This window comes from Streptococcus mitis (genome assembly GCF_001579035.1).
In the GTDB taxonomy this organism is placed as follows: domain Bacteria; phylum Bacillota; class Bacilli; order Lactobacillales; family Streptococcaceae; genus Streptococcus; species Streptococcus mitis_J.
On record NZ_KQ970286.1, the window covers coordinates 144,351 to 167,220 of the forward strand.

The window sequence follows — 22,870 nt, forward strand, 5'->3', positions numbered from 1 at the left end:
TTACCTTAAAGGTGGTAAAGTTGGACTTTTCGGTGGTGCCGGAGTTGGTAAAACCGTCTTAATCCAAGAATTGATTCACAACATTGCCCAAGAACACGGTGGTATTTCAGTATTTACTGGTGTTGGGGAACGTACTCGTGAGGGGAACGACCTTTACTGGGAAATGAAAGAATCAGGTGTTATCGAGAAAACAGCCATGGTATTTGGTCAGATGAATGAGCCACCAGGAGCACGTATGCGTGTTGCCCTTACTGGTTTGACAATCGCTGAATACTTCCGTGATGTAGAAGGCCAAGATGTACTTCTCTTTATCGATAATATCTTCCGTTTCACTCAGGCTGGTTCAGAAGTATCTGCCCTTTTGGGTCGTATGCCATCAGCCGTTGGTTACCAACCAACCCTTGCTACGGAAATGGGTCAATTGCAAGAACGTATTACATCAACCAAGAAGGGTTCTGTAACCTCTATCCAGGCTATCTATGTGCCAGCGGATGACTATACTGACCCTGCGCCAGCAACAGCCTTCGCTCACTTAGACTCAACAACTAACTTGGAACGTAAGTTGGTACAATTGGGTATTTACCCAGCCGTTGACCCACTTGCTTCAAGCTCACGTGCCTTGGCACCTGAAATCGTTGGAGAAGAGCACTATGCAGTTGCTGCAGAAGTAAAACGTGTCCTTCAACGTTACCATGAATTGCAAGATATCATTGCTATCCTCGGTATGGATGAGCTTTCTGATGAAGAAAAGACCTTGGTTGCACGTGCCCGTCGTATCCAGTTCTTCTTGTCACAAAACTTCAACGTTGCGGAACAATTTACTGGTCAACCAGGTTCTTATGTTCCAGTTGCTGAAACTGTACGTGGCTTTAAGGAAATCCTTGATGGTAAATACGACCACTTGCCAGAAGATGCCTTCCGTGGTGTAGGTTCTATCGAAGATGTGATTGCAAAAGCTGAAAAAATGGGATTTTAAGAGGTGATCTATGGCTCAGTTAACTGTCCAGATCGTGACACCAGATGGTCTCGTCTATGATCACCATGCCAGCTATGTATCGGTTCGAACTCTGGATGGTGAGATGGGGATCTTGCCACGACATGAAAATATGATTGCGGTTTTAGCAGTTGATGAAGTAAAGGTAAAACGTATTGATGACGAAGATCACGTGAACTGGATTGCAGTAAACGGCGGTGTTATTGAAATTGCCAATGATATGATCACAATCGTCGCTGACTCTGCAGAACGTGCTCGTGATATCGATATCAGTCGTGCAGAACGTGCCAAACTTCGTGCAGAACGTGCAATTGAAGAAGCACAAGACAAACACTTGATTGACCAAGAACGTCGTGCGAAGATTGCACTGCAACGTGCCATTAACCGTATTAATGTCGGAAATAGACTATAATACTCTTCGAAATCAAATTCAAACCACGTCAACGTCGCCTTGCCGTATTCAAGTACAGCCTGCGGCTAGTTTCCTAGTTTGCTCTTTGATTTTCATTGACTATAAGAAAAAATGAACTTGAAAATTCCAAGTTCATTTTTTATATGTTTTATTAAGGAGCAAAACGGATGCAGACCGCTTCGGGAACACGGAAGTCGTTGGAGAGTTCTGCTAGACGACCATTGTCACAATTACGTTTAAAGACAGTGGCATTGTCAGAGTCTTGGTGGACAGCAATGAGAAATTTTTGGTCGGGTGTCAAATCAAAATCACGTGGAGTCTGACCGTGTGTTGGAACGATTTCTAATAACTCTAAGCTACCATCCGCAAGGATAGTATATACTGCGATAGAATCATGGCCACGGTTAGAAGCGTAGAGGTATTTACCGTCTTTAGAGAGACGAATAGCAGCGGTTCCATTAAAGCCTTCGTAAGCTTCTGGTAGAGTTGAAATGATCTGCATACGTTCAAATTCGCCAACGCCATCGTAGATTAGAACCTCGATAGTACTATTGAGTTCACAAATCAGATAAGCAATTTTATAGTGGTTATGGAAAACGATATGGCGTGAGCCTGCTCCTGGCTGGCTGTGATAGGTGTAGAGCTTAGATAATTTCCCTTCTTGATCAAGGTCATAAGTGATGACTTGGTCAGTTCCCAAGTCACAGGTCACTAGATAGTGGTCAGGTGTTAAATCTGTAAAGTGAACATGAGGAGATGCTTGATTCTCATGTGGACCTTGGCCACTATGTTGATCTACATCACTAAGTAGAAGACTACCGTCTTTCTGACGTTTATAAACAAGTACCTGTCCTTTATGGTAGTTGGCTGCATAGACCAAATCACGCTTTTCATCAACGGCAACATAACAGTGGGGAGCTCCTTCTTCAACGACATGATTTAATAAAGTCCCGTCAGTTTGATAGGCTGCAATTCCTCCCTTATCATCTTGACTACCAACAGTGTATAGGTGTTGGTGCTGGTCAAAGGCAAGGTAGGTTGGGCTTGGTTCAGATGCAAAAAGTTCTAGATTTGAAAGCTGACCAGTTTCTGTATCAAAGTCTGCCTTGTAAATCCCTTGGGAAGTACGACGTGTATAAGTTCCAAAATAAACAGTTTCTTTCATAACGTTACCTCTATATAAAGATAAGACTATTATATCACAAAAACAAGCCAATTAAAGACATCCAATTAGATGTAAGCACTTTAAAAAATAATTGATTGGTTTTTTGAAAAATATAATAATATTGAGATTGTTTTCCTTACTTTTCTTCTTAAAAGTGCTATAATGAATTCATAAAATGTTTAAAGGAGTCCTTACTATGAAAAAACGAGTTTTTCTAGCAACTGGTGTAGCTATACTCTCGGCGGCTATGCTAGCAGCGTGTTCAACAGGTGGTAAAGATGCTACTAAACCTGTTACCTATACCTATGTCTTCTCTACAGATCCTACGACTCTGGATTATACAGTTTCTGGAACTGCTAGCACTAAACAAATTACAGGTAATGTTATTGATGGTCTACTTGAAAATGACCAATATGGGAATCTGATTCCATCAGTTGCAGAAGATTGGACTGTTTCAAAAGATGGTTTGACCTATACCTATAAAATCCGTCAGGGTGTCAAATGGTATACTAATGAAGGCGAAGAATATGGTGAAGTCAAAGCTCAGGACTTTGTAACTGGTCTGAAGCACGCAGCTGATAAGAAATCACAGGCTCTTTATCTGGTTCAAGACTCAGTTCAAGGTTTGGACGATTATGTCAATGGGAAAACAACAGATTTCTCTACTGTTGGTGTAAAAGCGACAGATGATTATACGGTTGTTTACACTTTGAACCATCCAGAATCTTTCTGGAATTCCAAGACAACAATGGGCGTTCTTGCCCCAATTAGCGAGGACTTTTTGGCTTCTAAAGGAGATGACTTTGGGAAGGCGACTGATGTAACAAGCATTCTTTATAATGGTGCCTATCTCCTCAAGGGCTTGACATCTAAATCTTCTATTGAGATGACCAAAAATCAAAACTATTGGGACAAGCAAAATGTCTTTATTGATGATATTAAATTGTCTTTCTTTGATGGTCAGGATGCCGATTCTCTTGGACGTGGCTTTGATGAAGGACATTATCCAGCGGCACCTCTCTTTAAAAATTCTGCCAATTATGAACGTCTAAAAGAAAAATACAAGGATAATATTGTGTATGGACCACAAAGGGGCGGAACTTTCTATATCTCAACTAATATCGATCGTGTAGCTTATAACCATACTGCTAAAACAAGTGATGCGGAAAAATCATCCACTAAAAAGGCTTTGTTGAATAAAGATTTCCGTCAATCCTTGGCTTTCGCTGCAGATCGTACCGCTGCAGTATCTCAAGTATTTGGGGACGAAGTGGCACCTCGTAAATTACGTACAAGTTTTACCCCTCCAACATTTGTCCAAGTTGGAGAGCAGTCATTTGGGCAAGTAGCTAAGGCAGAACTGGATAAGTTAGATGATGTATGGAAAGATGTCAGTCTTGATGATGCCCAGGATTCACTCCATAATGTAGCCAAGGCTAAAGCTAAATTTGAAGTTGCTAAGAAAACACTTCAAGCCGATGGAGTACAGTTCCCCGTTCATTTAGACCTTCCAGTTTCCTCTACTCAGACAGATTTTATTCGTCAAGCCCAATCTTATAAACAATCCATTGAGGAAGCCTTAGGCTCTGAAAATATAGTGATTGACATTCAACAAGTTTCTGATGATGAATTGGGAAATATGACAGTATTTGCAACATCGACTAACAATACTGATTGGGATATCAATGTAAATAGTGGTTGGAGTCCTGATTATGCAGATCCATCAACCTATTTAGATGTATTTGATCCAACATCTGGTCCAACTCTTCTAGGAGCACTTGGTGTAGCACCAGGTACAGATAATCCGGCAATCAAAGCTGTTGGTTTAGATAAGTTTAAAGAGTTAATTACGGATGCTAGTGGTGAGAAAATAGATCTTCAAAAACGTTATTCTAAATATGCTAAAGCTCAAGCTTGGTTAACAGATAGTGCCTTGGTTATTCCTGTACACTCAGATGGTGCCCAAATGCTAATAACGAAGAAAGTTCCAGGTAGCGGTGCAGGTGGTTGGGTAGGTGATAAGACAAGTGAAAACAGCTACAAGTACCAAAAATTACAAGACAAGATTGTAACGTCTAAAGAAATGGATGACTTCCGCAAGAAATTTGCTGATGAAAAAGCCAAATCAAATGCTGATTATCAGAAGAACTTAGATCGTCATATTCAAGACTAATCGAATCTCCTCTTTTGAGGGGATTTTTTTATGTCGCTGTCTCCATGTAATACTCAATGAAAATCAAAGAGCAAACTAGGAAGCTAGCCGCAGGCTGTACTTGAGTACGGCAAGGCGAAGCTGACGTGGTTTGAATTTGATTTTCGAAGAGTATAAGCACTTAAAAAAAGAGTTATTTTACTTTAAAAATGGTATAATGAGAGAACGATAGAAAGGAAGTATTTATGGAGCAAAAAGAGAAACATTTTAGCCTATCTTGGTTTTTTAAGTGGTTTTTAGATAACAAGGCAATTACGGTATTTTTAGTAACCTTATTATTGGGACTGAATCTTTTTATTTTAAGTAAGATTAGTTTTCTATTTTCACCTGTTTTAGACTTTTTAGCAGTTGTGATGTTGCCAGTCATTCTGTCTGGTTTACTATACTATTTACTGAATCCTATTGTTGATTGGATGGAGAAGCATAAGGTTAATCGTGTTATAGCTATCACTATTGTCTTTGTCATCATCGCTCTCTTTATCATTTGGGGCTTGGCAGTTGCCATTCCAAATCTGCAACGTCAGGTTTTGACCTTTGCAAGAAACGTTCCTGTTTACTTAGAAGATATAGATAGGATTGTTAATGGATTGGTAGCCCAGCATCTGCCAGATGATTTCAGACCTCAGTTAGAGCAAGTTTTGACAAACTTCTCTAGCCAGGCTACAGTTTGGGCAAGTAAGGTTTCATCTCAGGCAGTCAACTGGGTGAGTGCCTTTATTAGCGGGGCTTCTCAAGTGATTGTTGCCTTGATTATCGTTCCTTTCATGCTCTTTTATCTCTTGCGTGATGGGAAAGGCTTGCGTAACTATTTGACCCAATTCATGCCGACAAAATTGAAAGAACCTGTTGGACAAGTTTTGTCAGATGTGAATCAACAGTTGTCCAACTATGTTCGAGGGCAAGTGACAGTGGCTATTATTGTAGCGGTAATGTTTATGATCTTTTTCAAGATTATTGGTCTACGCTATGCAGTTACGTTGGGTGTTACTGCTGGTATTTTAAATCTGGTTCCTTATCTTGGTAGCTTTCTAGCCATGCTTCCTGCCTTAGTTCTGGGCTTGATTGCTGGGCCAGTCATGCTTTTGAAAGTAGTGATTGTCTTTATCGTAGAACAAACTATTGAAGGTCGTTTTGTCTCTCCATTGATTTTGGGAAGTCAATTAAACATCCATCCCATTAATGTTCTCTTTGTCTTGTTAACTTCAGGTTCCATGTTTGGCATCTGGGGAGTCTTGCTCGGTATTCCGGTTTATGCCTCTGCTAAGGTTGTCATTTCAGCCATTTTTGAATGGTATAAGGTAGTCAGTGGCCTATATGAAGTAGAGGGCGAGGAAGTCAAGAGTGAACAATAGTCAACAGATGTTACAGGCTTTGGAGGAGCAAGATTTAACCAAGGCAGAGCACTATTTCGCCGAAGCTTTAGAAAATGATCCAAGTGACCTTCTGTATGAGCTAGCAACTTATCTTGAAGGGATTGGTTTCTATCCTCAGGCCAAGGAAATTTACCTGAAAATCGTAGAGGATTTCCCAGAGCTTCATCTTAATCTAGCAGCAATCGCTAGCGAAGATGGTCAAATCGAGGAAGCCTTTGCCTATCTTGAAGAAATCCAAGCTGACAGTGACTGGTATGTCTCGTCTTTGCTTCTTAAGGCAGATCTTTACCAGATGGAAGGTTTGACAGATGTGGCGCGTGAGAAATTGCTGGAGGCCTTGAGTTATTCAGAGGATCCTCTCTTGATATTAGGATTGGCAGAATTGGATAGTGAGTTGGAAAATTACCAAGAGGCTATTCAAGGCTATGCCCAGTTAGATAATCGCTCGATTTATGAGCAAACAGGGATTTCCACCTATCAACGAATTGGCTTTGCCTATGCCCAGTTAGGGAAATTTGAAACGGCCACAGAGTTTTTAGAAAAAGCCTTGGAGTTAGAATACGATGACCTAACAGCTTTTGAGTTGGCCAGTCTTTACTTTGATCAAGAAGAATACCAAAAGGCCGTCCTCTACTTTAAGCAGCTTGATACCATTTCTCCTGACTTTGAAGGTTATGAGTATGGGTATAGCCAGGCCTTACATAAGGAACATCAAGTTCAAGAAGCTCTGCGTATCGCTAAGCAAGGCTTAGAGAAAAATCCCTTTGAAACTCGCCTCTTACTGGCTGCTTCGCAATTTTCTTATGAATTGCATGATGCTAGTGGTGCAGAAAATTACCTCCTTACTGCTAAAGAAGATGCTGAGGATACAGAAGAAATCTTACTCCGTCTAGCAACTATTTATCTGGAGCAGGAGCGTTATGAGGATATTATAGACTTGCAGAGCGACGAGCCAGAAAATCTCTTGACCAAATGGATGATTGCTCGTTCCTATCAAGAAATGGATGATTTGGATACTGCCTATGAGCTTTACCAAGAGTTAGCAGGAGATTTGAAGGATAATCCCGAATTTTTGGAACACTATATCTATCTCTTGCGTGAATTGGGCTACTTTGAAGAAGCAAAAGTCAATGCGCAAGCTTACTTAAAACTAGTTCCAGATGATGTGCAAATGCAAGAACTGTTTGAGAGATTGTAAGAATGTTTAAACATATAGAACTGTAGTTTATCTCTTTTGATAGCTACGGTTTTTATTTGTATATGATAGAATTTTTTACAAAAATGGTTGGTTATTTAGTTTATTCATGCTATAATAGGAACAATTACTTTTAGGAGGTGCAGTATGTCTTATTTATTTGAGATATTACCGAGTTTACTGAATGGTGCGAGCACGACTGTACAGGTCTTTGCACTGGTCTTGCTATTTTCGATTCCTTTGGGCGTTTTGATTGCCTTTGCCTTGCAAGTCCATTGGAAGCCCCTCCATTATCTGATTAACATTTACATCTGGGTTATGCGAGGAACCCCCTTACTCTTGCAACTGATTTTTATCTATTATGTGCTCCCAAGTATTGGGATTCGTTTAGATCGCCTTCCTGCAGCTATTATTGCCTTTGTTCTCAACTATGCAGCTTACTTTGCAGAAATTTTCCGTGGAGGAATTGACACTATTCCAAGAGGACAGTATGAGGCAGCCAAGGTCTTGAAGTTTAGCCCTTTTGACACAGTGCGCTATATTATCTTGCCCCAAGTGACCAAAATCGTTCTTCCTAGTGTCTTTAACGAAGTTATGAGTTTGGTCAAGGATACTTCTCTGGTATATGCTCTAGGAATTTCTGATCTTATCTTGGCTAGTCGAACAGCTGCCAACCGTGACGCTAGTCTGGTTCCTATGTTCTTGGCAGGAGCCATTTACTTGATTTTGATTGGGATTGTGACAATTATTTCCAAAAAAGTTGAGAAGAAGTACAGTTATTATAGATAGGAGGCTGCCATGTTAGAATTACGAAATATCAATAAGAAATTTGGAGACAAACAAATTCTGTCTGATTTCAGTCTAAGTATTCCTGAAAAGCAAATTCTAGCTATCGTTGGGCCTTCTGGTGGAGGTAAGACGACCCTCTTACGTATGCTTGCAGGTCTTGAAACCATTGATTCAGGGCAAATCTTTTATAATGGAGATTCCTTAGAGTTGGATGAATTGCAGAAGCGAAACCTACTGGGATTTGTCTTCCAAGATTTTCAACTGTTCCCTCATTTATCAGTTCTGGCCAATTTGACTTTATCGCCTGTGAAGACCATGGGGAGTGAAGCAGGAGGAGGCTGATAAGAAGGCGCGTGGTCTCTTGGAACAATTAGGACTAGCAGGGCATGCAGATGCCTATCCATTTTCATTATCTGGTGGGCAAAAGCAGCGAGTGGCTTTGGCGCGTGCTATGATGATCGACCCAGAAATCATTGGCTACGATGAACCAACTTCTGCTCTGGATCCAGAATTGCGCTTGGAAGTGGAAAAACTAATCTTGCAAAATAGGGAACTTGGTATGACCCAGATTGTGGTTACCCATGATTTGCAGTTTGCTGAAAATATCGCAGATGTATTATTGAAAGTAGAACCTAAATAGGAGGAAAAATGGATGAAAAAATGGATGCTTGTATTAGTCAGTCTGATGACTGCTTTGTTCTTAGTAGCTTGTGGGAAAAATGCTAGCGAAACTAGTGGAGATAATTGGTCTAAGTACGAGTCTAACAAGTCTATTACTATTGGATTTGATAGCACTTTTGTTCCAATGGGATTTGCTCAGAAAGATGGTTCCTATGCAGGATTTGATATTGATTTAGCTACAGCTGTTTTTGAAAAATACGGAATTACGGTAAATTGGCAACCGATTGATTGGGATTTGAAAGAAGCTGAATTGACAAAAGGAACGATTGATCTGATTTGGAATGGCTATTCCGCTACAGATGAACGCCGTGAAAAGGTAGCATTCAGTAACTCATATATGAAGAATGAGCAGGTATTGGTGACCAAGAAATCATCTGGTATCACGACTGCAAAGGATATGGCTGGAAAGACTTTAGGAGCGCAAGCCGGTTCATCTGGTTATGCGGACTTTGAAGCAAACCCAGCGATTTTAAAGGATATTGTCGCTAATAAGGAAGCGAATCAATACCAAACCTTTAATGAAGCCTTGATTGATTTGAAAAATGATCGAATTGACGGTCTATTGATTGACCGTGTCTATGCAAACTATTATTTAGAAGCAGAAGGTGTTTTAAACGATTATAATGTCTTTACAGTTGGACTAGAAACAGAAGCTTTTGCGGTTGGTGCCCGTAAGGAAGATACAACTCTGGTTAAGAAGATAAATGAAGCTTTTTCTAGTCTTTACAAGGACGGAAAGTTCCAAGAAATCAGCCAAAAATGGTTTGGAGAAGATGTAGCAACCAAAGAAGTAAAAGAAGGACAGTAAGATAAAATAGTGGCTGAGACTGCGTTTTGATTAGCAAAACGTAGTTTTTTTCATACAAAAAAATCCTCTGGTAAGTACCAGAGGATAAGAGCTTATACTCAATGAAAATCAAAGAGCAAACTAGGAAGCTAGCCGCAGGCTGTACTTGAGTACGGCAAGGCAACGCTGACGTGGTTTGAAGAGATTTTCTAAGAGTATTATTTCATTGTTGGGAAGAGCAATACGTCACGGATAGTAGTTGTATCAGTGAGGAGCATGCAGAGACGGTCGATACCGATTCCCAAACCACCTGTTGGTGGCATACCGTATTCAAGAGCCTCGATGTAGTCATAGTCGATGCCTGTTGCTTCATCATCACCAAGTTCTTTGGCTTTAGCTTGGGCTTCAAAACGGCTAAGTTGGTCGATTGGGTCGTTGAGCTCAGTAAAGGCATTACCGTACTCCTTAGTCATGATAAAGAGCTCGAAACGGTCAGTAAAGCGTTGGTCTTCAGGATTTTTCTTAGCGAGTGGAGATACAGCTACTGGATGTCCATAGACAAAGGTTGGTTGGATTAAAGTTTCTTCAACAAACTCTTCAAAGAAGGCATTGATGATGTGGCCAACTTCAGTGTAGTGTTTCTCAACAGGAACTTTCTTCTCAGCAGCGATAGCTTTAGCTTCTTCCAAAGTCATGTCTTGCCAGAAATCGACACCAGTAATTTCCTTGATAGCATCCACCATGTGAACACGCTTAAATGGTTCGTTGATTTTGATTTCAGTACCTTGATAGTTAACTGGACCATCGCCTTTAACTGATTTAGCAGCGTGTTGGATAATGCCTTCAGTTAAGTCCATGATGTCTTGGAAGTCAGCATAAGCTTGGTAGACTTCGATAGAAGTAAACTCAGGGTTATGAGTAGCATCCATTCCTTCATTACGGAAGATACGGCCAATTTCATAGACACGCTCCATACCACCTACGATAAGGCGTTTTAAGTGAAGCTCAGTCGCGATACGAAGCACCATGTCAATGTTTTGGGCATTGTGGTGAGTGATAAATGGACGGGCAGCAGCACCACCAGCTTCGTTGTGAAGAACAGGTGTTTCCACTTCAAGGAAACCTTTTTGGTCAAGGTAACGACGGATTTCAGAGATGATTTTTGAACGAGTGACAAAGCGCTCAAAGCTTTCACGGTTAGAAATCAAGTCAAGGTAACGTTTACGGTAAATTGTCTCAACGTCTGTCAAACCATGGAATTTCTCAGGAAGAGGACGAAGAGCCTTAGACAAGTGTGTGATGTGAGTAGCCTTGATAGAGAGTTCTCCCATATCCGTACGCATCACTTCACCTTCGACACCAAGGAAGTCACCAAGGTCTGCTTTTTTGAAGATTTCGTAGTTTTCTTCACCGACAGCATCCTTACGAACGTAGATCTGGATTTGACCTTCACGGTCTTGAAGGTGGGCAAAACCTACTTTACCTTTACCACGTTTGGTTACCAAGCGTCCTGCGATAGTAGCTGTTTCGTTTTTATCATGTAATTGTTCTTTATCGAGGTCGGCATATTTATCTTTTAATTCTTGTGAATTTGCAGTACGTTCAAAGCGTTTTCCGAAAGGATCAATTCCTTGTTCACGGAGCGCAGCCATTTTTTCACGGCGAACGATCTGCTGGTCATTTAGTTCTTCCATATGTTCTGTTGACATGGGATCCTCCTAGATTTACTCAAAATTGAATACGATGAGTCTTTTTTTGCGATACTCCCATTTTATCATAAATAACCAAGAAATTCACGGATAATCTTTCAAAACTAAAAAGAACTTGACGCTAATACTCTTCGAAAATCTTTTCAAACCACGTCAACGTCGCCTTGTCGTATGCATGTTCCTGACTTCGTCAGTTTTATCCACAACCTCAAAACAGTGTTTTGAGCTGACTTCGTCAGTTTCATCTACAACCTCAAAGCTGTGCTTTGAGCAGCCTGCGGCTAGTTTCCTAGTTTGCTCTTTGATTTTCATTGAGTATAAAATCAAGTTCTGTTATTGATAGGAAGTATCATTCCAAGTATCGAGAGTGAATGTTTCAAAATCATGGGTTTCTAGAATGGTCAGGCTGGCATTTGCTAGACCGCCATCTTTACGAAGAAGTGGTTCTTTATAACCTAGAAGAGTACGAAGACTGGCAGTAAGATTGGCACCGTGACCGACAATTAGAATACGCTCAGCTGGACTATCTTTGAGTGATTTGATAAATTGGATGGTCCGTTGAGTGGTACTATAGAGGGATTCAGCTCCAAACATTTGAGTGTCAAATTGAGCAAGATTAGATCGGAAAGCTTTGATTTGTTGTGGGTAAATAGCTTCCAAGGTTGCAATTTTCAAACCTTCCAACTTCCCCAGCTGCCATTCACGGAGATTAGGAACACTTTCTAAAGGACAGGGCGTCTTGAGTTGACTTTGGATAATCTCGGCAGATTTGACCGCTCGAGGTAAATCACTTGAATAAATCTGATCAAAAGGAATTTCCTTGAGATACTGGCCAAGTCGTTTTAGGGTGTCAATGGATTCAGGAAGAAGGGGAGAATCTCCACTAGCACCTTGAAAACGACCTTCTTGGTTCCAGAGGGTACGACCGTGGCGGACAAAGTAGAGTTTCATTACTTGATGTCCTCCAAAATATCTACAAAGTCTGCCTTTACAAAGCTAGCTAAGTCTTGTGGCGCGATGATAATGCTGTGTCCGACTTCTCCTGCAGAGACAATCATTTGATCCAAGTCTAGAGCGATCTTATCGATAAAAATGGGATAATTGTGTTTCTGACGAATTCCGACAGGATTATTGGCTCCATGAATGTAACCAGTTGTTTTTTCCAAGTCCTTTTGTGGAATCATGCTCACTTTTTTATTGCCAGAAATTTTAGCTAGTTTCTTTTCAGACAAGTGTTGGGTGATAGGGACAATTCCAATAATTGGTCCTGTTTTATCTCCCAAGAGCGCCAAGGTCTTAAAAATCCAATCTCGTTCATAACCTTGAGGAAGTTCTCCTTCAAGGGCATTGATTCGAATCCCTTGATGTGGGATACCTGCTTTAGACAGGATTTGTTCCACCAATGTTTTTTTGATTTTAACTTTTTTTGCCATTATTTATACTTATCCTCCAATTGGCTCATCCAAATACCAAGCCAGATTCCCAGTGCAAAGAAGAAGGCGATGATGACATACCCAACAAGAGAAAGGCCAGTGTATTGGATACTTTCAGCGTTTCCTGCATTTGGAATCAAGATCAAAAGGGTACTTGATAGGACGATACCGATGATGAAATGATAGACGCGTGAGTGGTAGTTGTTTAAGGCATAATCCATCAATTTTGAAAAAACGATGAGAGTTGCGCCTGCTCCGATTCCAATCGGGAAGAAGGTTCCCAAGAGGTCAAAGGTTTTAAAACCAGTCAACATGGGAGCATAGAGACCCAAAATCAAAAGTAGATTTGATGGACTGAGACCAGGAACCAATACGCCAAGAGCCAGCAGTGCACCTGCTAGGACCAAATTAAGAAAGCTGGCACTTAAGGTTCCAACAACAAAATTTAAGGCATAGAGACCTAGTCCAGAAATGATAAAGGTTGTCCAGAACCAAGCCAAATCAATCTTGTCTCGGTCAGATTCTCGAGTTGATTCTTTGAGGAGGCTAGGAACCGTACCAATGATGGCACCCGCAAAGCTCCATAAGACAAAGACCTGATAATTTTCAAGTAGGTATTCAATCGGGTAGGAAAATAAGCCGATTCCCAGAAGCATACCAATCGCAACTGGAATAAAGTACAAAACATTTTCCTTAAAGTCTTTAAAAGGATGGGCCAGAAAGCCAATCATCCGTTCGTAAATGCCTAAGATTGCTGCTAGAACCCCTCCGGAAATTCCCGGTAAGATAAATCCAAGAGCAATCACAATCCCTTTAATAATGCGCGCTAACCATGAGAGCATATAGTTCCTCCAACTATTTCTATTTCAAAAAATCCTTACTATATTGTATCACAATCAAACACAAAAAGAAAAAGCAAATGCTAAACAAATGCTTTTAAGGTTTTAAAAAGAGTTTTCTAAAGGTTTCTTCTTTGTTTTTTAAGGGAGAGATGACGTTGATATCCAAATCGTGGTCAAAGCCGGCAATTTTTCCTTTAGATGTGTATTGGTGGATGTCATAATCTAAATCAGTTTTAGGACTGCTCTCCAAAAATCCTGAGTTTGAGCCGTAGGACGGAATCCAAACAGAGGTAAACTTGCCTGTATCAATACTATGTTCTTCCATGAAGTAGACACCAACGTAGATGCCGATGTTTTTAGCACCTAGTGATGCTAGTTTTGCTCGAAAGGCTTCAACACCCTCGTTCATATTGGACATGGTTTTGTCTTCTACGTCTAGCCAATAGTAACTAGGGCTGTAAGGAGAGGCAGCATTGTAGAAAACTTCGGCAGCCTTTTCCATTTCTTGGACACTTTTTCCAGCGACATAAGTGTAGACCCCAACTGGGACATTCCGTTTTTGAAGTTCAGTGATATGACTCTTATAGGCCTTGTCTATTCCATTGATAAAGGAAGCATCATTTTCTTTTGTCGTTTGAGCACCACTGTGAACACGAACAATAGCGCCTGAAATATTTTGTGAGAGGGCATCGTAGTTGATTTCCTCAGGACGCTGCCAGCCAGAGAGGTCAATAATCGGTTTGTCTAAATGTTTTAGAGCTTGTGCTTCAATCTGTGCCATATTGGATTTTGTTTTAAAGGATTGGTTGTCATTAAGTGGGCGATTGATGATTAAAATGAACATCATAATCCCAAAAAAACTAAATAAAATAAGTGGATGAATTTGCTTTCTCATATTTTATAATTCTACCCTAAAAATCAAAAAAAATCAAAAAAATGGGTTAAGGAAAGGACTTTAGAGCATTTTTTCATTCAAGGGCGCGGAATGATTTGAAATATGGTATAATAAAAGGGAATTTCTACAGAAAAGAGAAGATTATGTCAAATTTTGCCATTATTTTAGCAGCGGGTAAAGGGACTCGCATGAAATCTGATTTGCCAAAAGTGTTGCACAAGGTTGCGGGTATTTCTATGTTGGAACATGTTTTCCGTAGTGTGGGAGCTATCCAACCTGAAAAGACAGTAACAGTTGTCGGACACAAGGCAGAATTGGTTGAGCAGGTCTTGGCTGGACAGACAGAATTTGTGACTCAATCTGAACAGTTAGGGACTGGGCATGCAGTTATGATGACAGAGCCAATCTTAGAAGGTTTGTCCGGTCACACCTTGGTCATCGCAGGAGATACTCCTTTAATCACAGGTGAAAGCTTGAAAAACTTGATTGATTTCCACATCAATCATAAAAATGTGGCTACTATCTTGACTGCTGAAACGGATAATCCTTTTGGCTATGGACGAATTGTTCGTAATGACAATGCTGAAGTTCTTCGCATCGTTGAGCAGAAGGATGCTACAGATTTTGAAAAACAAATCAAGGAAATCAACACTGGAACATATGTCTTTGACAACGAGCGTTTGTTTGAGGCTTTGAAAAATATCAATACCAATAACGCTCAAGGTGAATATTATATTACAGACGTCATCGGTATTTTCCGTGAAGCTGGTGAAAAAGTTGGTGCTTATACTTTGAAAGATTTTGATGAGAGTCTTGGGGTAAATGACCGTGTGGCTCTTGCGACAGCTGAGTCAGTTATGCGTCGTCGCATCAATCATCAACACATGGTCAATGGGGTTAGCTTTGTCAATCCAGAAGTAACTTATATTGATATTGATGTTGAGATTGCTTCTGAAGTTCAAATCGAAGCCAATGTTACCTTGAAGGGGCAAACGAAAATTGGTGCTGAGACTGTTTTGACAAATGGTACTTATGTAGTGGACAGCACTATCGGAGCAGGAGCTGTTATTACCAACTCTATGATTGAAGAAAGTAGTGTTGCTGATGGAGTGACAGTCGGTCCGTATGCCCACATTCGTCCAGGTTCAAGTCTGGGTGCCCAAGTTCATATTGGAAACTTTGTTGAGGTTAAAGGGTCTTCAATCGGTGAGAATACCAAGGCTGGTCATTTGACTTATATCGGAAACTGTGAAGTGGGTAGCAAGGTTAATTTCGGTGCAGGAACCATTACAGTCAACTATGATGGTAAAAACAAATACAAGACAGTCATCGGTAACAATGTCTTTGTTGGTTCAAATTCAACCATTATTGCCCCAGTTGAGTTAGGTGACAATTCACTCGTTGGTGCTGGTTCAACTATTACCAAAGACGTGCCAGCGGATGCGATTGCGATTGGTCGCGGTCGTCAGGTCAATAAAGACGAATATGCAACACGTCTTCCTCATCATCCTAAGAATCAGTAGGAGCCTATCATGGAATTTGAAGAAAAAACGCTTAGCCGAAAAGAAATCTATCAAGGACCAATATTTAAACTGGTCCAAGATCAGGTTGAATTACCAGAAGGCAAGGGAACTGCCCAACGGGATTTGATTTTCCACAATGGAGCTGTCTGTGTTTTAGCTGTAACGGATGAGCAAAAACTCATCTTGGTCAAGCAGTACCGTAAAGCCATTGAGGCAGTCTCTTACGAAATTCCAGCCGGAAAATTGGAAGTAGGAGAAAATACAGACCCTGTCGCTGCTGCCCTGCGTGAATTAGAGGAAGAAACAGCCTATACAGGGAAGTTAGAACTCTTGTACGATTTTTACTCAGCCATTGGCTTTTGTAATGAAAAGTTAAAACTATACCTAGCAAGCGATTTGACAAAAGTGGAAAATCCACGTCCGCAGGATGAGGATGAAACCTTGGAAGTCCTTGAAGTGAGCTTAGAAGAAGCCAAGGAATTAATCCAATCAGGTCATATCTGTGATGCCAAGACAATTATGGCTGTTCAATATTGGGAATTGCACAAAAAATAGAGGAGGTCAGTATGGGTAAACCTTTATTAACGGATGAAATGATTGAAAGAGCTAATAGAGGCGAAAAAATTTCAGGTCCTCCTTTGCTAGATGATAATGAGGAGACTAAGATTTTACCAACCTCTTCTTCCCGTTTTGGTTATGCCAATCCTAAGGGACATGGCTTTAGTCAGGAAACCTTGAAGATTCAGGTTGAACCATCTATTCATAAAAGCCGTCGCATTGAAAATACCAAGAGAAATGTCTTCAATTCTAAGTTGAATAAGATTTTATTTGCAGTCATCTTTCTCTTGATTTTGCTTGTCTTAGCAATGAAACTTTTGTAATAGAAAAGGAATTGAAATGAAAATAGGAATTATTGCGGCTATGCCAGAAGAACTGGCGTATCTGGTCCAGCATTTAGACAATGCCCAGGAGCAAGTTGTTTTAGGCAATACCTATCATACAGGCACCATTGCCTCTCATGAAGTCGTTCTTGTAGAAAGTGGAATTGGTAAGGTCATGTCTGCTATGAGTGTGGCGATTTTGGCTGATCATTTTCAAGTGGATGCTTTGATTAACACGGGATCAGCTGGGGCCGTCGCAGAAGGTATTGCTGTTGGGGATGTCGTGATTTCTGACAAATTAGCCTATCATGATGTGGATGTTACAGCTTTTGGCTATGCTTATGGACAAATGGCGCAACAACCGCTGTATTTTGAATCAGATAAAACCTTTGTCGCCAAAATCCAAGAGAGTTTATCTCAATTGGACCAAAAATGGCATCTTGGTTTGATTGCTACAGGAGATAGTTTTGTTGCAGGAAATGACAAGATAGAAGCGATTAAGTCCCATTTTCCAGAAGTTTTAGCCGTTGAGATGGAGGGGGCAGCTATTGCTCAGGCAGCGCATGCCCTTAATCTTCCAGTCTTAGTCATCCGCGCTATGAGTGACAATGCCAACCATGAAGCAAACATCTCTTTTGATGAGTTTATTATCGAAGCTGGACGTCGCTCTGCCCAAGTCTTATTAGCCTTTTTGAAGGCCTTAAATTAAGCGAAAATTTGACAGTTTTTCTAGCTTATGATAAGATTTAAGTAAAGAAAAGCTAGAAAACGTTTCAGAGGATATTATGAGTATTGAAATGACCGTCAGTGAGATTGCAGAGGTCTTAGGATTATCTCGCCAAGCAATCAATAACCGTGTCAAAGAATTACCAGAAGAAGACACAGATAAAAATGACAAAGGGGTAACAGTCGTTACCAGAAGTGGCTTGATTAAGCTAGAAGAAATCTATAAAAAAACGATTTTTGAAGATGAGCCTGTCAGTGAAGATGTCAAGCAACGTGAACTAATGGAGATTCTGGTTGATGAGAAGAATGCAGAAATTCTTCGTCTCTATGAACAATTAAAAGCCAAGGATCGTCAGTTATCAGAAAAAGACGAGCAGATGCGTATCAAAGACCGTCAGATTGCTGAGAAAGACAAACAACTCGATCAGCAGCAACAATTGACCCTTCAAGCCATGAAGGATCAAGAAAATCTTAAGCTAGAGCTGGACCAAGCAAAAGAAGAAGTCCAATCAACTAAGAAAGGCTTTTTTGCTCGTTTATTTGGAGGATAATCAAGGAGCTGTTTAGGTTAAATGCTAACCTGATGGCTTCTTTTGTTTCTAATAGTATGGTTGCTCAAGTAAAATAACAGTATAGGAGAGGTAGAAAATGGAACGATTAGAAGATTACATTGCTTTTGACTTAGAATTTAATCAGCACGAAGGACAAACACACTTGATTCAAGTATCGGCAGTGCGTTTTAGAGATGGTCGGGAAATCGATGCCTATGATTCCTATGTTCATACCAGTGTGCCTCTAAAGAGTTTTATCAATGGTTTGACTGGGATTACAGCCGAGACCTTAAAAGATGCTCCTCCAGTGGAGGAAGTTATAAAAGAATTTCAAGAGTTTGTGGGTTCTTTACCGATGGTTGGCTACAATGCTGCTAAAAGTGATTTGCCTATTCTAGCAGAGCATGGTTTAGACTATAGCCAGCAGTACAAGGTGGATCTGTATGATGAAGCTTTTGAACGTCGCAGTTCGGATTTACACGGTATTGCCAATCTCAAATTGCAAACTGTTGCCTCATTTCTCGGATTTCAAGGTCAGTCTCATAATAGCTTAGAGGATGCTCGTATGACAGCGCGTGTTTACGAGTCCTTCCTAGAGTCGGATCAAGCTAGAGAATTATTAGGGACAGAAAGTAGCCTATCAAACAATCCTTTTGGAGGCTTGGACTTGTCTCAATTATTTGACTAGGAGTGCCTATGAAACCTGAAAAACCTAAAAATCTAGGTTTTAGGAAAATCTACTTTAATCTAGATAAAATTCTCTTTCTCTTTTTCTTGATATTCCTGATGATTGAGTTTGTCTGGTTACCATCAAATTCTTGGATTGCTGGACTTTTGCTCCGCCAGACAGGCTATCTCTTTCTTTCCTACAACAATATTTTTGCTATTATAAAGGGTTCTCCCTTTGTTAGTCTTGCTTTATTTATTCTGGTGATTGTTAATTTATTGGTCGCCTATTACCAGATAGGACTTCTCTTTATCGGAGCTCGTCATCTCCTCTATCATGAAAGGAGAACTCTGCTGGAGTACAGTCGCAAGGTCTTTCTCCAAAGTTTCTTGTTTATGAAGCAAGTGACAATTTCCAAAATGGCCTTTATCTTCTTTTATGTCATGATGCTCTTTCCATTGATTCGAAAGATTTTAAAGATTTATTACCTCAATAAAATCGTCATTCCGGAATTTATCGTTGATTATGTGGAAGACAAGTATTGGCTAGTAGGTATAGTGGTTACTATTCTGGCTTTACTGCTATATTACATTTCAGTACGTTTCATGTTTGCCTTACCTCAGCTTTTTTTTGAGAAGAAAACAGTTAAAGAAGCAGTCAGATACAGTCTAGAGAAGACGAAAAGGCAATCTTGGTTTTATATTTGGAACTTGCTTTGGATTATCGTCAAAACCTATCTATTTTTCATTCTTCTCCTCATTCCTATCTTAGTTAGTCAGGCACTGATGGATGGTCTGACCCATAAGGAATCTCTTGTGCTGGGAATTATCAACTTTGTCTTGATTAAGAATTTCCACTATATAGCCTTGACTTACTTTCTCATTAAGTTTGTTTCCTTTTTGTACAGGGGAGGAACTAGAAATCACACCAAGGAGAAAGAAAGACCACTGGATGAGAGGGGGAGTGATGGGCTGTGCTTGTATCTTTTTCGCTCTTGAGGGTTATGTTTATTTAGAAGCTCCGGTTTCACATAAACCTTTAATTATCTCTCATCGCGGTGTTTCAGATAAAAATGGTGTTCAAAATACCGTCCAATCACTAGAAAGGACAGCTCAGCTAGAGCCAGACTTTGTTGAGACAGATGTTCAGGAAACAAAAGATGGCCAGTTTGTCATGATGCATGATGCCAATATCAAGAATTTGACAGGAGTTAATGCCAATCCTCAGGATCTAACTTTGGAAGAATTAACCAAACTTGATATTTCTGAAAATGGCTATCATGCCAAGGTATCTAGTTTTGATGACTACCTTAATAAAGCCAATGAATTGCATCAGAAACTTCTTATTGAGATTAAAACCAGTCGAAAAGATAGCCCAGATATGATGAAACGATTTATGGAAAAATATGGAACGGTTCTTAAGCAGAATGGTCACCAAATGCAATCTTTAGACTACCATGTGATTGATCAGGTGCTAGCCTACGATTCTCAAATTCCAGTCTATTTCATCCTACCTTATAATAGTATTTTCCCAAGAACCAAGGCTACAGGTTACACCATGGAGTATTCAACTTTAGATGAAAATTTTGTCAACAAGCTTTGGAATACCGATCAGAAATTGTACGTGTGGACCATCAATAGTTCAGAGTCCTTTGATAAATCTGTTCAGCTAGGAGCAGATGGCATGATAACAGATGACTTGGAAATGATTCAAGACCAGGTAACCATTGCCCAAGAAGACCCAGAGTACACTGAATTGCTTTTCAAACAGGCCATGGAATTCTTTAATTTTTAGTAATCAAAAAGAGGAACAGTTGTTCCTCCCACGATAGGCAAGTATTCTCTTGAATGCTTGTTTTTTAATGTTTAGAATGGTAATTTCCCAGCGAAAGCACCTAATTTTTTCTTAGTCGTTTCATCGATTTGTTCAAGAGCAGAGTTGATGGCTTGAACGGTCATATCAGAAAGAGTTTCAAGGTCCTCTGGGTCAACGACAGCTGGATTGAAATCAATGCTGACAACTTTTTTGTCACCAGTCAAGGTCGCTTGAACAAGATCTTGAGCAGATTTACCAACAAATTGCATGGCAGCAAGTTCGGCCTGGCTTTGTTCCATTTGTTTTTGAAGTTTTTGTGCTTGACGCATCATGTTTTGCATGTTCATCATAAGATTTCTAAAATTCCTTTCATATCAAAGGTTAATTCCCTTATATTTTTTAAATAGTGAGTAGATTGTGTCTTGTAACTACTTTACTGTGTAGTTTAATAGTTCCAAGTACATACTACATTGTACCATTTTTTTGCAATATAGTCTTTCATTTATCTCATATATGAAAGTTATCACTAAGAAAAGATAGAGAATAGGTTTAAGTGAGATTGCTTAAATGGAACATCGATTAATTGTCATCAAAAAGTAAAAATTCTGAAAACCAACCAAAAATATATTGAATTTTATAAAAAACATCTATAAACCCTATTAAATAAGGATATGCATATATATATATATATATATATATAATTACTGATTTTCTAAAACAAAGCGCGGTTGAAGGAAGGGAACTAAGTTGATATAATGAAGTTGTAATAAAAAAGCTGGGATTTTTGTTGTCTGCTTAGGATGATATGAAGTCCTGTTTTCCTGTTTTTAAAACGAGTCTGGAATCATTAGATGAGGTTTGAGACTAGATGGACAGGGTAGAAAGAAAGGTAAAAAACCATGAAACAGTTTAAAATGAATGAGCGCCAACGCTTTTCTATACGCAAGTTTTCAATTGGAGCAGCCTCAGTCTTGCTAGGGTCTGTCTTTTTTGTGGCTAATCCAGCGACAGAAGTCCAGGCGGTGGAAGCAAATACAGAAGTTGTCAGTCAGGATGGAAATGGCAACACTGGGAATCCATCTGTCTTACCGCCATCAGATACAAGCAATCAAAATCTTAACGTAGAACAAGAAGGAGCTAAACCAAACACTCAAGAGACAGAGAAAAAAGAGCCAGGAACTCCATCTAAAGATAGTGAAGGAAAAGCTAAGTCAACAGTAGAGAATACAGGTGACGAAAAAGTTGATGGTGTAGTTAAACCTGTGTCTGGTGAATCATCTCCCGTGTTTGAGGAAGAAAAAGATAAAAAAGAAGTACAACCAGAGTTGGAAGAGGAAACAGTATCCATAGGTCGCCGAAGCAAATCACCTCAATTTCAAGATAGAAGTGTAGAGAATCAGGAAGAGGAAAGTGTTGCAAGTAGCACAAGTTATATAAATGGTGAAGGAAGTTACTCTCTATCAGATGATATACACAAGCTTCTTCAAAGGCTCAAGAATAGTGATGAAAATCAAGAACAAGTCCAAAAACTCAATGAAGCATATGAAAAATTCAATGCAGCATTGGGAACATCGGAAACTGGACTTGTTGATCAGGAGATTTTTAATGCGGCACTTGAAGAGTATAGAAAGGCTAGTCAACTTCAGCAGGGAGAAGCGACCAATTTAGATGGAAATCTAAGACATTCTAGGGAAACTTCTAGTTTGAAAGTAGGAGTTGCAAAAGGGTTAAAAAGTGATCCTAAACTTTCGAATGACAAAATTATCCCTTCAGATGGTCAGCCTGTAGGAAATAATATTCGCTTTTTAGCGGAATCATCAAGTGCTAAAGAAATAAGAAGAATTACAGTAAAAGCATATGATCCGCAAGCAAATAGTGGACGAGGTGGATTCACAGTAGATGCTGTTAAAAATAAGTTAGGTTTGACAACTTCAAACTTACAAGGAAGTGGAAGTAAAAAATGGGTAGATTTAACTGGGAATATACCAGGTAACAGATTTGGGATAAATAATGTCGTTATCGAAGCTGAAGATTCGTCAGGACATGTAGAAACGACTACAGTTGGAATTACTAGACCGTTGCCTCAAGCTACTTTTACAACTACATCGACAGAGTTGGAAGGAAAAGCGAATGAAAAAGACAATAACCGTCCATTAGTTAGCGGTAGAATACCGTATCCAGTTGAAACTAATAATATTCCGAGTGATGCAGAGTTGAAAG

The 22,870-nt window shown here is 39.9% G+C and carries 22 protein-coding genes and 2 pseudogenes; 16 read left to right on the plus strand and 8 right to left on the minus strand.

Features of this window, described 5'->3' with window-relative positions:
• A partial coding sequence (gene atpD, locus SMIDD26_RS03000) for a F0F1 ATP synthase subunit beta (RefSeq protein ID WP_246746870.1) occupies positions 1-976 on the plus strand: 976 nt, incomplete at its 5' end.
• Between the two features lie 10 nt (positions 977-986).
• Positions 987-1,406 (plus strand): F0F1 ATP synthase subunit epsilon, encoded by a 420-nt coding sequence (locus SMIDD26_RS03005; RefSeq protein WP_000068041.1) that lies wholly within the window; start codon positions 987-989, stop codon positions 1,404-1,406.
• Positions 1,407-1,557: 151 nt separating this feature from the next.
• On the opposite strand, the gene SMIDD26_RS03010 is transcribed toward SMIDD26_RS03005, so the two are convergent.
• Positions 1,558-2,571, minus strand: a complete 1,014-nt coding sequence (locus SMIDD26_RS03010; RefSeq protein ID WP_061438853.1) for a lactonase family protein — start codon at positions 2,569-2,571, stop codon at positions 1,558-1,560.
• 196 nt (positions 2,572-2,767) lie between these two features.
• On the opposite strand from SMIDD26_RS03010, the gene SMIDD26_RS03015 reads away from it, so the two are divergent.
• The 6 genes and pseudogenes from SMIDD26_RS03015 (at position 2,768) to SMIDD26_RS03040 (ending at position 9,629) form a co-directional block, all read left to right on the plus strand.
• On the plus strand, positions 2,768-4,744 hold the full coding sequence (locus tag SMIDD26_RS03015) for a peptide ABC transporter substrate-binding protein (RefSeq protein ID WP_061438854.1): 1,977 nt from the start codon (positions 2,768-2,770) through the stop codon (positions 4,742-4,744).
• Between the two features lie 224 nt (positions 4,745-4,968).
• Complete coding sequence (locus tag SMIDD26_RS03020) at positions 4,969-6,135, plus strand: AI-2E family transporter (protein ID WP_050389839.1); 1,167 nt, start codon at positions 4,969-4,971, stop codon at positions 6,133-6,135.
• The gene (locus tag SMIDD26_RS03025) at positions 6,125-7,354 is read left to right on the plus strand and encodes a tetratricopeptide repeat protein (RefSeq protein ID WP_061438855.1); all 1,230 of its coding nucleotides are present in this window, start codon (positions 6,125-6,127) and stop codon (positions 7,352-7,354) included. The genes SMIDD26_RS03020 and SMIDD26_RS03025 overlap by 11 nt, the downstream gene beginning before the upstream one ends.
• Positions 7,355-7,498: 144 nt before the next feature.
• On the plus strand, positions 7,499-8,140 hold the full coding sequence (locus SMIDD26_RS03030) for an amino acid ABC transporter permease (RefSeq protein ID WP_000120831.1): 642 nt from the start codon (positions 7,499-7,501) through the stop codon (positions 8,138-8,140).
• A 9-nt stretch (positions 8,141-8,149) separates the two neighbouring features.
• Positions 8,150-8,780 (plus strand): annotated as a pseudogene (locus tag SMIDD26_RS03035) (amino acid ABC transporter ATP-binding protein).
• Positions 8,781-8,792: 12 nt separating this feature from the next.
• Positions 8,793-9,629 (plus strand): amino acid ABC transporter substrate-binding protein, encoded by an 837-nt coding sequence (locus tag SMIDD26_RS03040; protein ID WP_061438856.1) that lies wholly within the window; start codon positions 8,793-8,795, stop codon positions 9,627-9,629.
• 197 nt (positions 9,630-9,826) lie between these two features.
• On the opposite strand, the gene lysS is transcribed toward SMIDD26_RS03040, so the two are convergent.
• From lysS to SMIDD26_RS03065, 6 genes are all read right to left on the minus strand, one after another.
• On the minus strand, positions 9,827-11,317 hold the full coding sequence (lysS, locus tag SMIDD26_RS03045) for a lysine--tRNA ligase (protein WP_000102452.1): 1,491 nt from the start codon (positions 11,315-11,317) through the stop codon (positions 9,827-9,829).
• Positions 11,318-11,470: 153 nt separating this feature from the next.
• Positions 11,471-11,629 (minus strand): hypothetical protein, encoded by a 159-nt coding sequence (locus SMIDD26_RS12610; RefSeq protein WP_246746871.1) that lies wholly within the window; start codon positions 11,627-11,629, stop codon positions 11,471-11,473.
• Between the two features lie 21 nt (positions 11,630-11,650).
• Entirely contained in the window at positions 11,651-12,268 is a 618-nt protein-coding gene (locus SMIDD26_RS03050; RefSeq protein ID WP_061438858.1) for a histidine phosphatase family protein, read from the minus strand.
• A complete protein-coding gene (locus SMIDD26_RS03055) occupies positions 12,268-12,750 on the minus strand; it encodes an aminoacyl-tRNA deacylase (protein ID WP_061438860.1) in 483 nt (160 codons plus the stop codon). Before SMIDD26_RS03055 ends, SMIDD26_RS03050 begins: the two co-directional genes overlap by 1 nt.
• On the minus strand, positions 12,750-13,592 hold the full coding sequence (locus SMIDD26_RS03060) for a DUF368 domain-containing protein (RefSeq protein ID WP_061438862.1): 843 nt from the start codon (positions 13,590-13,592) through the stop codon (positions 12,750-12,752). Before SMIDD26_RS03060 ends, SMIDD26_RS03055 begins: the two co-directional genes overlap by 1 nt.
• Positions 13,593-13,686: 94 nt before the next feature.
• Positions 13,687-14,487 carry a GH25 family lysozyme gene (locus tag SMIDD26_RS03065; protein WP_061438864.1) on the minus strand — a complete coding sequence of 267 codons (801 nt, stop codon included), beginning with the start codon at positions 14,485-14,487 and terminating at the stop codon, positions 13,687-13,689.
• Between the two features lie 143 nt (positions 14,488-14,630).
• Here SMIDD26_RS03065 and glmU point away from each other — a divergent pair, with 143 nt between their 5' ends.
• The 7 genes and pseudogenes from glmU (at position 14,631) to SMIDD26_RS03100 (ending at position 20,629) form a co-directional block, all read left to right on the plus strand.
• The gene (glmU, locus tag SMIDD26_RS03070) at positions 14,631-16,010 is read left to right on the plus strand and encodes a bifunctional UDP-N-acetylglucosamine diphosphorylase/glucosamine-1-phosphate N-acetyltransferase GlmU (RefSeq protein ID WP_061438865.1); all 1,380 of its coding nucleotides are present in this window, start codon (positions 14,631-14,633) and stop codon (positions 16,008-16,010) included.
• Between the two features lie 9 nt (positions 16,011-16,019).
• Entirely contained in the window at positions 16,020-16,565 is a 546-nt protein-coding gene (locus tag SMIDD26_RS03075; RefSeq protein WP_000393816.1) for an NUDIX hydrolase, read from the plus strand.
• 11 nt (positions 16,566-16,576) lie between these two features.
• Positions 16,577-16,891, plus strand: coding sequence for a cell wall synthase accessory phosphoprotein MacP (gene macP, locus SMIDD26_RS03080; protein ID WP_000517867.1), 315 nt, complete (start codon positions 16,577-16,579; stop codon positions 16,889-16,891).
• A gap of 16 nt (positions 16,892-16,907) precedes the next feature.
• On the plus strand, positions 16,908-17,600 hold the full coding sequence (locus SMIDD26_RS03085; RefSeq protein WP_061438866.1) for a 5'-methylthioadenosine/adenosylhomocysteine nucleosidase: 693 nt from the start codon (positions 16,908-16,910) through the stop codon (positions 17,598-17,600).
• Between the two features lie 76 nt (positions 17,601-17,676).
• Entirely contained in the window at positions 17,677-18,168 is a 492-nt protein-coding gene (gene rocS / locus SMIDD26_RS03090) for a chromosome segregation protein RocS (RefSeq protein WP_000021242.1), read from the plus strand.
• A gap of 97 nt (positions 18,169-18,265) precedes the next feature.
• Complete coding sequence (locus tag SMIDD26_RS03095) at positions 18,266-18,856, plus strand: 3'-5' exonuclease (protein WP_061438867.1); 591 nt, start codon at positions 18,266-18,268, stop codon at positions 18,854-18,856.
• A gap of 8 nt (positions 18,857-18,864) precedes the next feature.
• Positions 18,865-20,629: pseudogene (locus SMIDD26_RS03100) on the plus strand (glycerophosphoryl diester phosphodiesterase membrane domain-containing protein).
• A gap of 71 nt (positions 20,630-20,700) precedes the next feature.
• On the opposite strand, the gene SMIDD26_RS03105 reads toward SMIDD26_RS03100, so the two are convergent.
• Positions 20,701-21,000 carry a YbaB/EbfC family nucleoid-associated protein gene (locus tag SMIDD26_RS03105; RefSeq protein ID WP_000981526.1) on the minus strand — a complete coding sequence of 100 codons (300 nt, stop codon included), beginning with the start codon at positions 20,998-21,000 and terminating at the stop codon, positions 20,701-20,703.
• A 549-nt stretch (positions 21,001-21,549) separates the two neighbouring features.
• On the opposite strand from SMIDD26_RS03105, the gene SMIDD26_RS12615 reads away from it, so the two are divergent.
• Positions 21,550-22,870: YSIRK-type signal peptide-containing protein (locus tag SMIDD26_RS12615; RefSeq protein WP_246746872.1), on the plus strand; the 1,321-nt coding region annotated here is incomplete at its 3' end.